This window comes from Viridibacillus sp. FSL E2-0187 (assembly GCF_038006425.1).
Taxonomy (GTDB): domain Bacteria; phylum Bacillota; class Bacilli; order Bacillales_A; family Planococcaceae; genus Viridibacillus; species Viridibacillus arvi.
Window position 1 is genome coordinate 2,580,515 of the sequence record NZ_JBBOVG010000001.1, and the last position, 12,587, is coordinate 2,593,101.

The following is a 12,587-nucleotide window of genomic DNA, read 5'->3' on the forward strand; positions in this document are numbered from 1 at the left end:
ATGGTGACACAAGTTCAGTTGAACAAAAAATGTATGTTCTAAAAAAGTAATTAATTAATAAATAACTAACATAGTAGATAGGAGTAAACAAATGTTTGAAATTAAGAATGTCTCGAAACAATACAACGGCGAATTCACTTTGGATAATATTTCCTTTACAATGGGAAAAGGGCTAAATTTTATAGTTGGTGCATCAGGTAGTGGTAAAACGACTCTTTTGAAAATTATCAGCGGTATGGAACAAGATTTTGATGGAGAGGTTTACTATTGCGGCAAGAATATTAAAGAATTAACATCTAGTGAAAAAAGCTATTTTTACAATAATACCTTTGGATTTGTTTGGCAGGATTTTAATTTACTAGAAGATATATCGGTTTTAGAGAATGTATTGTTGCCTCAGTACTTAAAAAATAGACAAAATCAAAAAAACGCAAATAAGATTTTAAAAGAACTCAAAATATTTGACCTTGCACATCGAAAAGTGAACTCTCTTTCGGGCGGTCAAAAGCAACGTGTTGCCATCGCAAGAGAGCTCATGAAAAACCCAAAGGTGATTATCGCTGACGAGCCAACAAGTGCACTAGATGAAAAAACCTCTGAAACAACAATGGATCTTTTAAAAGCAATTTCTAAAAACAGAACAGTTATCGTTGTAACCCACGATGTCAATTTAATTGACAATGACTCAAAAGTTATAGATTTAGATGAGGGAGAATTTGTTGCATCACCACAAAAAAATGTAACGAAAACAGAAAAACTCACATACGATGAAAGTCATCGCTTATCAATTAAAAACGCTTTTTCAATGACTAAATCGAATGTTAAAAGTAAATTTGGTCGATTTTTAGTATCAGCCCTTTCTCTAATGATTGCAGGTATCCTTCTGCTTACAACTGTAAGTGGGACAATCGTGAGTAGCAGTCAAGGTGATTTTGACAAACTAATTGATACTTATGGCGAAGGACTTAAAGATATTAGTATAGTTGGCAGTTTTACCAGTGCAGGAGGCACCGACGATAATCAGGAAGAAAAGCCGAACGCAGATGTATCACAGGATATTGATGGCTTATATGATCAATATGTAAGCGATGAGCGTGTTGATTTCACTGCTTTTTTACAAGCGTTTGATAATATAAAAATAACTGTTAGCGGGAATGAATATCCAATACAAGGAACAGGTCAAGCCCCGTCAATCAATAAGTTGTTAGCAGGGAAAATGCCTACTGGCAAAGACAACGAGGTTGTTGTACCAGAAAGTTTTGTTAAATCAATGGGCATATCAAACGAGCAAGCAATTGGCAAAGAAATTGATTTTAGCAGCGGTATATACAATTGGGATACAGGTGAACCTGTTATAAAAGAAGCATCCATTACCGTAACAATCGTAGGTGTTGCAGATAATACTATCTATTCTGAATATGAAGGGAAAATGACAGAGTTTACCGTTGATGACTCATTCTTCTTCAGCAAAACTGCACTTGATGATTTGAGAAGACAAGCAGGAATTGAAAATGATGCAATGAATTTTCTTATACGAGCAAAGGCACCAGCTGATATGATCGCCATTAAAGACGAGCTTAACGAAAAAGGCATTGTACCTCTTGGTCAATTTGAACTTGTCGAGGATATTGTTAGATTAAATGAGCAAACAACAGAACAGTCAGGATCAGCAAGTATGTTCATAGGGATTTTGGCTGTCGTTATGGTGATTGCTATTTCTCTGATTACAGGTTTTATGAGAAAGAGAGAATATGCAATTTATAAGGTCAGCGGCTTTAATACTGCTCATTTTAGTCTGCTTAACTTGACGGAAAAGCTAACAGAATTCATGACAGCAATTCTATTAATGCTTGTTACATCCCCCCTTATAAATATAGCTACCAAAAACTTGTTCAACGCAAGTATTTTAAATTCTAAGATGTTTATTTCGGGCGTGCTATTCATTGCTTTAGTAGGCGTTGCTGCTTACGTTACAACTACTATTACCTTCATAATGACTAAGACAACCACAGCTTTGAAGTCAGGTGACAGATAGTGATCGAAATAAAAAATCTAACAAAAAACTATGGTGATTCACTTATTTTTGATGATACAAGTTTTAACTTTCCAAGCCAAGGACTTGTTTGCCTTTTAGGTGCATCGGGTTCCGGTAAAAGCACTCTGCTTAATATGGTTGCAGGCTTTGACAGTGATTACAGCGGTGATATTACGGTTTGTGGTACTTCTATCAGCAAAATGAATGCCGATGAATTGTGTGCGTATCGCAGAGAAAATATAGGGTTTATTTTTCAAAACTACCATCTTTTAAGTGGATATACTGTTCTTGAAAACATTTTGCTTTCTTGTGAACTAAATACTTTAAGTGAAGAGGAAAATAGAGAAAATGCCAAAGAGCTACTAAATAAAATAGGTTTATCTCAAAAGACTGATGAAAAAATCGAAAATCTTTCGGGTGGTCAGAAGCAAAGAGTTGCTATTGCAAGAGCTTTGATTAGTAATCCTCGTATAATTTTGGCGGATGAACCAACAGGAGCATTAGACCGTAGAAATTCCATTGAAATTATGGAACTTTTAAAAGAGATTTCAAAAGAACGTTTGGTGATTGTGATTACGCATGACCAAAAGATTTGTAGCTTTGCAGATGAAGTCGTTCATATTGAGAAAGGGAAAATTATTGCAAAAGATACCGACTCTCAAAAAGATATTTTTAGTGATGATAAACTCAGATTAAATAACGCCATTAAAGTATCTGCTTTCAAGCGAGGGCTTAAAAACTTCAAAGTGCATATTACACGCTATATGGCTGTCAGTTTGGCAATTTCCATCGGTATACTAGTATTTATGTTGTCTTTATCTTCTGGGAATATAATGGACAAGAATATTTCGGATTTTCAAGATAAAAACACTGCCTTTAACAACGGTTATATTAAAGGTGAGGATGATGGAACAGTTATTAAATTGTTGAAATCCGATGAGCGTATCGAAAATGTGTATTACCAATACAAAATTACGGATGTTACTTTATTGATAGGCGATAAAACTAAAGCTTTAGCAGAAAAATACCCAATGGCAAAGGCTACTGAAAAGATGTCATATGGTGCTATGCCCAAAATAGGTGAAAAGGAAATAGCACTTAGTCCGAGCCTCGCTAAAAAATTTGAAAATGATATTAGTAATATGCTTGGTAAAGAAGTTACCTTAAATTATGGCGATCAAAAATATACGCTTACGATAAGCGGCATCTTTAACGCAGACTACGATGATTTCTTTGTAAGCTCCGATATCGAAAAGGAATTTTATAGAAATATTAAGAAAGAAAAAAACTACTCAATTAGTTATGATGTTAAGAACTTTGAAGATATTGTTTCAGTCAGTCAAATGCTTGCTAACAAAAAAGTAGATAGTAAAACTGCAGCCAAAGAAGTAGAAGTTTTGCAAAATACATTTAACAATCTTAGCCGTTTGTTCTTGATCGTTTCTATATTAATCTTATCAATTGGTTTGTTTATCAGTTCCGTATTACTGATTAAACTACAAAATTCAAGATACAAGGAAATAGGGCTACTGTCCGCTTTGGGATATAATAAAGGAACAATTCGAAAAATGTTTGTCAGTGAAAATTTACTTTTAGCAACAATGTCAGCTGTTTTTCAAACTGTCCTTTTGGGCTGTACTTATTTAGTCGGTATGATTTTCAATTTGGCTATTAGTATTACCCCATTACAAATCTTACTTTCAATACTTTCCACAGTTGTTGTTGTAATTGTAATAAGTATAATAACAAGCCACAAGTTAATTTCTACTGAGCCAGCTGTCGCGTTGAGAAAGTAATATATCTTATGTATTGAATACCACAGCCTTTCTGGTTGTGGTATTCTTTGTTTTCTGAGATAGTAACATACAGACTGAGTTGGAATATAACAGCGAATTTTTTACGTATGGTATGTCATCTCTTAAACCAAAACGGAAATATATTTACATGTAACGAAAGTAATGCGAGAGAGCATACAACAAAAAATTCAGCGCATTACTCAATTTACAGGAAAAGGAAGATAGCGAAAATTTAGCGACAGTGTCTTAAAAAAATTAGAAACCGCTATGAAAGCTGCAACTTCTATTGAGTCAGATGCTATGGATAAAGTAAAAGAGACAATACTTTTTATCGAGCAACATATGTAGAAAGATATATAACAAAGGCCTTCAATAAAATCAGCAAAGTGTGATTCAAGGTGTGATTCCAACGTTGTCGTAAAATCGAAACGTTTAATGGTGCCCTAAATGATTTTTACTTCTATTTCAATCTGGCTCATCTTCCAATACCTCAAATTCATATAGCCGCTGAGTCCATTCGGCTATTTTCAAGGATAATTTTGCAAATTGTTCATACGTTAGCTGTCCGTTTTCATGCTTGCGTTCCATACTTCTGAAATATTCGTCTTGCAGTGCCACAATAAATTCGTGCTCTTCATGTGTCATACGCTACACTCCTAATAGATAGAATCGTTTAGCTATTCATATCTATTTTCGCCAATTTAACGTTTGGTAATCCCTTTTGTAGCATTAAATAAAACTAAAATGTCATGTCGTAACTTCTCTAAATCACTTGCCAGATGTGAGTACTCTGTTATAGTTGTTCAAGCGTTTACTTCAGTCTCAATTTTGAGCTGCTATTTGATTTTGCAATCTAAAGTTTTCATTTTTCATTGGGCAGTAACTCCAAGATTACAAAAAACTTTTTAATATCGATAATGTCTAACCTATATTTGCCTTCATACAGACAACTGCAACAAGTACAGTTTGTCCATATAAGTAAATAAAAAAGACATAAACTAAACCCCGAATAGGATCACTTATTAAGTGTCCATTATTCGAGGTTCAGTTCACATCTTCAGAAGGTGCCTCAAGCTTATCTAATTATTCGGCTAAGCTTTCTGCTAATTTATTTTCTTTCCAAATAAATGTAAAACCTAGACCGATGACCAAAATAACAGCTGCGAAAAGATATGGATAGTTTATATTTACGTCAAATAGTATTCCGGCCATTGCTGGTCCGACAATATTACCTAAGCTCGTATAGGTTGAGTTCATTCCAGCAACAAATCCTTGCTCTTTTCCGCCTGCTTTGGATAAAAATGTCGTCAATGCTGGGCGAAGCAAGTCGAATGCTAAGAAGATAAAGCAAGTAACTGTCAGTACTGCCAAATAGCTAGAGATCATGGTAGAAGCCACCGCCAGTATAGCACCTACAATTAAACATAATTGGATCAATTTCTTTTCACCAAGAATATCTACTAATTTTCCGAACATAAATACTTGCACAACTACACCAAAGATTGAGCTTATAGTAATAATTGCTGCAATGTCTTTCGGCGTGAAGCCAAATTTATGATCAGAAAATAGGCTAAAAACTGTTTCATATGCTGATAAACCGAACGCCAGCACAAATACAATGATAAATGCAATAAAGAAAACCGGATTAAGTGACTTTTTTAAATCGCCTATAAAGTTTGTTTGCTTATTATTATCGAAGTTTTCAGCAAGTTGTTCTTTTGTTAACGGCTCTTTTAGAATAAACATTGATGAAATGCATGCTAAAAAAGCAATGCCTGCCGCAAAGAAGAATGGCAAGCGTATACCATATTCAGCGATGAAACCACCAATACCAGGTCCTATAATAAAACCAGTGCTAATAGCGGCAGAAATATAGCCCATTGCTTTTGGCCGTTCCTGAACTGATGTAATATCTGCAACATATGCAGTAACACCTGGCATAATAAAGGCGGCACTAATCCCCCCTAGGATTCTTGATAAATAAAGTACCGATACGTGAGTACCTACACCAAAGATTAGTTCTGAAATACCAAAAAGGAATAATCCGAGTGTAATGATTTTCTTTCTGCCGTAACGGTCAACCCAACGCCCTGCAAATGGTGACATAATCAGTTGTGCTACCGCAAATACAGCAATAAGATAGCCCATCGTACTTCCTGATAAATGCATGATATTCATAAAGGACGGCATAACGGGGATGATAAGCCCTATTCCAAGAAACGGAATGAATATATTGCTAAGCAGAATTATTAATACTGCTTTTTGATCTTTTATTGGTTTCTTCATGTAATAACACCTCTTTCTGTATGATTCAATGATGTGATATTCCCCTCCAAAACACTGTCCAAGAGGCTTCTAATTTATCCTTTAGCCGTTTTTCATCATTGCCGTAAACAAGTTCCAGCAAAATGGAATCGACTACTCCTAAGAAAGCATAAGTCGGCGTTTCAGCTGACTCACCAATGATTAATTTATCATTAATCCAATCCTGAAAATTTCTTTCCAGTACCCTCTGCACCTTTTCCTCGATATCAATAACTTCTTGTTCGATTACTTTTTCAAGATGGGCTGGTGGAAAAAAAGACATTCGTAGCCAAAACTTTAACTGCTCATTTTGTTGGAAAAGATTGATGATCAATTTTAGAAATCCGTACAAAACTTTTTCGGGATTTTTTTTATCACCTTTACTGAAATATTGAAGTTTTGAAGATAGTTCTGTCTCTTTCGCATCTCGTAAAACTTGCAAAAAAAGATCATCTTTTCCTTTAAAATGGGAGTAAATAGATTGTTTTTTCATGCCGACTTCCTCAGCTATTATAGAAAGGGATGCTCCTTCATAACCATGAATTGTGAAATATTTAAGAGCTGCCTCCTTAATTTCATCGCTTTTCAATAATGTCACCTCAATTAATTTACCCGAACGAACGGTCGTTAGTTATACTAGCAAATCAAATAAATAAATGCAAGTGGAAAAGACTCAAAACTTGTGAAGTTTTGGTGTAAATCTTATAAGGAAGAAGCAAAGGAAAATAGTTGAGGGAAAATGGTCCATTTTGTGTATCTGTAGAGAAATTCCGAAGTCATATAATTGCAGTTCAAACTGCAAAGGTAGTTATTAATAAAAAGGCAAAAAACACAACTTCATATTATGCGATGAAAAAGGCAAATGACAAGAACGCACAAAGTGGCATATATAGAAATGTGTCCATTTTGGATAATTTTGTATTTTCCACTTTTTAAAAAATGCCAAAGTATTTAAAATCACCTAGCACTCTTAGACTAAGGCTGTTTTCGCAAAGATTGTTGTTAATCACATAACGGGCGATAATACAACATCTAATACTGCCAAAAATGTAGGAGAATCAATTTCCTCGACAATGATTTTGCTCACAAATATGTGAATAATACAAGACTGGAATTCATCTGAAAACGAGTTAAACTTATTAAAGTAAGTGTGTAGAGATATTGGTGAATTAATTTTTCACTGAAAATATATGTCGAAAGATACGTCTACCATCTTGAATATTATTTTCGGAGGGTATTAGTATGTATAAAGAAGATCGACTTCCTCAAAATCCAAAAGAAGGAATAGTGTTTCTACTGATTATCTCAATTATTTCAGCAAACACAATCGGCCCGATAATTGTAGGGCTGGAACTAGGATTCAGTAAAGAAACTTATTTAGAAACTCTAAAAATAATTCCATTTTTGTGGATTATTGTTGTTTTGATAGTTAGATTAGTTGCAGGACCTTTAGTTGGCAAAATTCTGCCGAAATTCGTAGGACCAACAGATGGATTTAATGCCAGAGTTCTATTAAATACCCTTTTGAATGTTACAGTCATATCTATTCTTATGACTATCATAGGAGCTTGGGTTGGTACGAAACAAATAAACATAGAACCTTTCCAAAACTTCTTTCACAGTTGGTTTAGAAACTTTGGTGTAGCATTTTGGATTGAGTTGCTAGTTGCACAACCTATAGCAAGACTTGTAATGAAAAAATTGCACGCAAAGCAGCGAAGTAAATTAGTGACTGAAAAACTATAATAAAATTTCATTTTGAAAACACACCACAAATTATCTTGCTTAGCCGATGGGTTTTATTAAAAAACTTGTCGGCTTTTTTTATCATCTTCGATTGCTTAGTAGATAGAATAACTGAGAGTTTCATTACTAACAACATCTTCCATTATTAAATAATCTGGTCAATACCTAGAGTTGGATCAGATAGCCAAATCAATGGCAACAATCTTTGAGAAAGGCTATTTTCTCAAAGATTGTTGCTGTTTTAACTAAAAGGAAAATTTAATCTACAAAACGTGTAGATTAAATTCTGTATTTTTGATTTGGTATTTCGTGAATCAAAAGTTTAACTAAAGAACCTGAATATATTCTTCCGATACACAAGGATAAACTCCATCATTAAGGGGATTATATCAATCAAAAAGTGGTGTGTTTAATGAATAAAATGCGGTAGATATATGAATTTTTAAAGAGCCTGCAATCTTTGGTAATGTAACACCCTTTATCATCATTTTAATGTATTTAATCCATTTTTCCAGATAACGCGAACCTGAAAAAGGCGTATTTGTCATATCATTAAATGTTTCTCCACAATCCTTACATAAATATCTTTGCCTAGAACGGTATTTCCCATTACTTTTTATGGCAGTACTTCCACAATGAAGACAACCTAAACCAAACTAAAAACGAGACTCCTTGATCTTAGGAAGTAATTTTTCCATTTTATTTTCTTCTTTTGGATATAGGTCTTGTTTCATCGCCTTAAATAAGGCTAGTTGATCTGTTTTTTTAATTCTCCGACTGCTTCATAGACATATCTCCACATTATTGAACGCCTCCTGAAAATGCATTATATTCAACCATAATCAGTATTTTCAAGAGAGCAACAATATATAGGAAAACAGCCTAGACTAAAAACACTTCTTTAGATAAAACAGCACTTTTCCCCCATTTTTTCTATGTACCATTTTCGCTTTCCTAGTTATCACTAATTTTTTCCACTCTACTTCATTCAACTACTATTAAAATATTTCATTCAAGTATTACAATTTATGTTTCATATTTATTTTACCGGGAATAAGTACACCATGATTATAGGGAGGTTTATATATGTTTGGTTTTATTTGGTATCTAATAATTGGTGGGGTTTTAGGTTGGTTGGCAGGCTTAATTCTTGGTAAGGATATTCCAGGAGGAGTTATAGGTAATATTATCGCAGGTATTATTGGTGCCTGGATAGGAGGAACTTTATTAGGGCAATGGGGTCCAACGCTAAGTGACTTCTATATTATCCCAGCTTTAATTGGTTCTATCATATTAATTTTCTTTGTGAGTTTCATCATGAGGTTAATGAATAAATAATAAATAAAAACCTGGGCTCATTGCTCAGGTTTTTATTTTTACTAGAAGGTACATTTCTAGCACTATTAAGACTTGACTACTTTCTAAGGTTAAATTGTAAGTTCATTATGTTTTAGCTTTTCTTTTTTTATCAATATAGAAAGAAAAAAGATATCCAGCATTCCAGCCAATCACCAATAATGTAAACAATTCAGCAATTGAATGTGAATTAAAGAGATTCTTCCACATCTATTGTAATCTTTTCCTCTTCCATTACAGTATAGCATTTGCGAACTTATCATAAACTATATCAATAACCTTTATATTAATATCTCGTATATATTCCCTATGTCATCTATAGTAAAGCAAATTCTCGAATAAAGAATATACTTTTCAAAAAAGTTTAATTTATTTCTGTTTTTTAGTCATATTTTACTCTTGTCTCGAATATATGAATCATATGGTGGTTTTTGAATCATCCTTGCTATGGATAAAGACTGTAGAAAATGAAGCACTTAGGAGGAGTTAAGATGAAAGCAACGATTGAGAAACGGTTAGGTTTGAAGGAATTAGCGGACAAAGTTGTTTCTGCTGAAGAAGCTGCAGCACTAATTTCAGACGGGGATGTAGTTGGGATGAGTGGATTTACTCGTGCTGGGGATGCAAAGGTTGTACCACTAGCACTAGTAGAACGTGCCAAAAACGAAAAGTTCCAAATCGATGTTTATACAGGAGCCTCTCTTGGCCCTGAAGTAGACCGTTATTTGGCTGAAGCTGGCGTTATTCGTAAACGTGGACCATATCAAGGAGAACCTGTTTTACGAAACCTCATTAATAAAGGTGAAGTTCTTTATGTTGACGGTCACCTTTCTCATGTTGCTGAATTAGTCCGACAAAATATTTATGGACCAATTAAGTTTGCTATCATTGAGGCATGTGCTATTACGAAGGATGGTTATTTAATTCCTACAAATTCAGTTGGAAACTCACCGATTCTTGCAGATTATGCAGAAAATATTATTGTAGAATTAAACATCTCATGCTCTGATTCTTTCATTGGTATTCATGATATTTATGTGCCTGAAAAGCAAGGTGAGCGTGGTCCAATCCCAGTGATAAGTGCTACAGATCGTATTGGAGAAATTGGTATTAAAATTGACCCTAAAAAAATTAAAGCTATTGTCATTTCAGAAAATACTGATGCTCCTTCTTTAATTGTGCCGCCTGATGAGGAAACAGATATTATGGCCAATAATCTACTTAATTTCTTACGAGATGAAATTACGGCCGGTAGATTAACTTCTAAACTTGCTCCAATTCAATCTGGTGTTGGTTCAGTAGCAAATGCTGTCTTACAAGGATTCCAAGATTCAGAATTTGAAGATTTAGAAATATATTCTGAGGTTCTACAAGATGCTGTCTTTCATTTAATCGATGCAGGAAAAGTAACATTTGCATCGGCTACTTCAATTACATTATCTGAGGAATTAGGTAAAGAAGTGTTTGAAAATATGGACAAGTACGCTGATAAACTATGCTTAAGACCACAAGAAATTACTAATCAACCTGAAATAATCCGTCGTTTGGGTCTAATCTCAGTTAACGCTGCACTAGAGGCTGATATTTACGGTAATGTCAATTCAACACATGTCTCTGGTACCCGTATGATGAACGGTATTGGCGGATCTGGTGACTTTGCCAGAAATGCAAGATTAGGCATTTTCGTAACGAAATCTTATGCTAAAGGTGGTACTATCTCATCTATTGTTCCCATGGTCTCACACGTAGATCACACGGAACATGATGTTGATGTTTTGATTACTGAGCAAGGTGTAGCTGATTTACGTGGTTTAGCTCCAAAAGAACGCGTGCCTTTAATCATTGAAAATTGTGCACATCCTGATTTCAAAGAACAACTATGGGCGTATTATAATGATGCCGTAGAAAAAACAGGTAATAGCCAAACACCTCATAATCTAGAAAAAGCATTTTCTTGGTATGTTAACTATGCTAAGAACGGAACAATGGTTGAGTAATTGTTCTGCTAAGTACACATTTAATCTGCTTATCTTTTAAATAAAGCAAGAGCTTCTTTCCTGTAATTGGAAAGGTGCTCTTTGCTTTTGTGCTTATTTTTCAATTGGCGAGTAAGTAAGAATAGCCCTCGATTCTTAATTGGCCTCATTTAGACATTAACGGATAAAATTGTTCAAAAAATGCATCATCTACCGTTCGAATATACGCCGTACTTCCGATAGCGCCCATGTAACTCCGCATTTCTGCATATTTATTATCATATAAAATAAACGTCATTATTTCATCGTTTTCATCATTTCTGAAAACAAGTTTGTAATGTTTTTCTGTTTCCTTTATGTCTAGCTCAGCAGGTCTAACTTCCATCTGTAGTAATTGCTCTAGAGACTTTTGTACTTGCTGTTTATCCCTTGTTTCAAATAAAGTCAATTCTGGATACTCTATTAGTAACATGTAGTCAAGCGATTGTTCGTCTATAATTCCAGTTATATCTGTGTATTCATATAATGACTTGGTTAGGTATGTGACATATAATTCACGACTAATATATGCTATGAGCAATACTAAACCGAGCCCAACGATTATTTTTTTCATATGAATTCCTCTTTCTACTTTTTTCTTAGCTAAAAGCAAGCGGTTCCTCTTCTATCACAGAAAATTATTAAACAAACTCTACAGTGAAATTACTCGGAGCCATTATAAAAAAGAAGAAATGTAATTGAAATAAGACTAATAATCTTTGAATTTATCTCATATTACTCCATTAACTTTTAAACTCATAATGATTAATTCACCATGACTCCCCATTATTCTAGCCCCTTCATCAATAAACCCACATTTAAGATATAAGCTTTGAGCGGCAATATTCTTTACATTTACAGCCAAAATAACCTCTGTTATATCCGGAAAATTCATTTTCACAAACTTTGGTAGTTCTAATAATGACTGTTTCGCATAACCTCTTCCTTGGTAGCGATAATCTGTAGAAAAGGTTCTAAGTAATATAGCTTTTTGATTATTAGAATAAGGAGTGACCCCTTCATTCATATGTAAAACAAAGTAAGACACTATTTCTTCATCATCTAAAACTAAAATCGGATAACGATCCTCATCACTTTTTGCAACGAAAATAGATTCTACTGGTGATCCTGTAAATTGTAATTGTTCATCAGTTAATTGATAACACTCAATTTGTGACTTATATCTATTGCTATATCTTTCTAAATAAACGCTCATCTCTACCCCTCCCAATCAAATAGTATCAATAATTGGTATATATTTCTATAACGAAATTTCTATCTTTATACGACTATTTTCTTTTTTACTAGTTCATAAAAAAAGACCTTTCAAATTAT

10 protein-coding genes and 1 pseudogene are annotated in these 12,587 nt (G+C 34.0%); 5 read left to right on the forward strand and 6 right to left on the reverse strand.

Going from position 1 to position 12,587, the window contains the following annotated elements; translation table 11 throughout:
- The first annotated feature begins 91 nt into the window (after positions 1-91).
- A complete protein-coding gene (locus MHH85_RS12640; RefSeq protein WP_340707350.1) occupies positions 92-2,035 on the forward strand; it encodes an ABC transporter ATP-binding protein in 1,944 nt (647 codons plus the stop codon).
- A complete protein-coding gene (locus MHH85_RS12645) occupies positions 2,035-3,831 on the forward strand; it encodes an ABC transporter ATP-binding protein/permease (RefSeq protein WP_340707351.1) in 1,797 nt (598 codons plus the stop codon). Before MHH85_RS12640 ends, MHH85_RS12645 begins: the two co-directional genes overlap by 1 nt.
- A gap of 465 nt (positions 3,832-4,296) precedes the next feature.
- Here the strand turns inward: MHH85_RS12645 and MHH85_RS12650 are convergent, their stop codons facing one another.
- The 3 genes from MHH85_RS12650 to MHH85_RS12660 all read right to left on the reverse strand — a co-directional run bounded on the left by MHH85_RS12650 (position 4,297) and on the right by MHH85_RS12660 (position 6,724).
- Complete coding sequence (locus tag MHH85_RS12650) at positions 4,297-4,476, reverse strand: hypothetical protein (RefSeq protein ID WP_193739105.1); 180 nt, start codon at positions 4,474-4,476, stop codon at positions 4,297-4,299.
- Positions 4,477-4,914: 438 nt separating this feature from the next.
- Positions 4,915-6,117 carry an MFS transporter gene (locus tag MHH85_RS12655; protein WP_053417041.1) on the reverse strand — a complete coding sequence of 401 codons (1,203 nt, stop codon included), beginning with the start codon at positions 6,115-6,117 and terminating at the stop codon, positions 4,915-4,917.
- Positions 6,118-6,142: 25 nt separating this feature from the next.
- Complete coding sequence (locus MHH85_RS12660; protein WP_340707352.1) at positions 6,143-6,724, reverse strand: TetR/AcrR family transcriptional regulator; 582 nt, start codon at positions 6,722-6,724, stop codon at positions 6,143-6,145.
- A gap of 653 nt (positions 6,725-7,377) precedes the next feature.
- Here MHH85_RS12660 and MHH85_RS12665 point away from each other — a divergent pair.
- Positions 7,378-7,881, forward strand: a complete 504-nt coding sequence (locus MHH85_RS12665) for a hypothetical protein (RefSeq protein ID WP_340707353.1) — start codon at positions 7,378-7,380, stop codon at positions 7,879-7,881.
- A 416-nt stretch (positions 7,882-8,297) separates the two neighbouring features.
- Here the strand turns inward: MHH85_RS12665 and MHH85_RS12670 are convergent.
- Positions 8,298-8,683 (reverse strand): annotated as a pseudogene (locus MHH85_RS12670) (transposase); the annotation flags it as partial.
- A gap of 284 nt (positions 8,684-8,967) precedes the next feature.
- Here MHH85_RS12670 and MHH85_RS12675 point away from each other — a divergent pair.
- Both MHH85_RS12675 and MHH85_RS12680 read left to right on the forward strand, forming a co-directional pair.
- Positions 8,968-9,219, forward strand: coding sequence for a GlsB/YeaQ/YmgE family stress response membrane protein (locus tag MHH85_RS12675; RefSeq protein WP_340707354.1), 252 nt, complete (start codon positions 8,968-8,970; stop codon positions 9,217-9,219).
- Between the two features lie 509 nt (positions 9,220-9,728).
- Positions 9,729-11,234 carry a succinate CoA transferase gene (locus MHH85_RS12680; protein WP_340707355.1) on the forward strand — a complete coding sequence of 502 codons (1,506 nt, stop codon included), beginning with the start codon at positions 9,729-9,731 and terminating at the stop codon, positions 11,232-11,234.
- A gap of 145 nt (positions 11,235-11,379) precedes the next feature.
- Here the strand turns inward: MHH85_RS12680 and MHH85_RS12685 are convergent, their stop codons facing one another.
- Both MHH85_RS12685 and MHH85_RS12690 read right to left on the reverse strand, forming a co-directional pair.
- Positions 11,380-11,826: a hypothetical protein gene (locus tag MHH85_RS12685; RefSeq protein WP_340707356.1), complete on the reverse strand. Its 447-nt coding sequence runs from the start codon at positions 11,824-11,826 to the stop codon at positions 11,380-11,382.
- A gap of 156 nt (positions 11,827-11,982) precedes the next feature.
- Positions 11,983-12,468, reverse strand: coding sequence for a GNAT family N-acetyltransferase (locus MHH85_RS12690; protein ID WP_340707357.1), 486 nt, complete (start codon positions 12,466-12,468; stop codon positions 11,983-11,985).
- Positions 12,469-12,587: the final 119 nt, after the last annotated feature.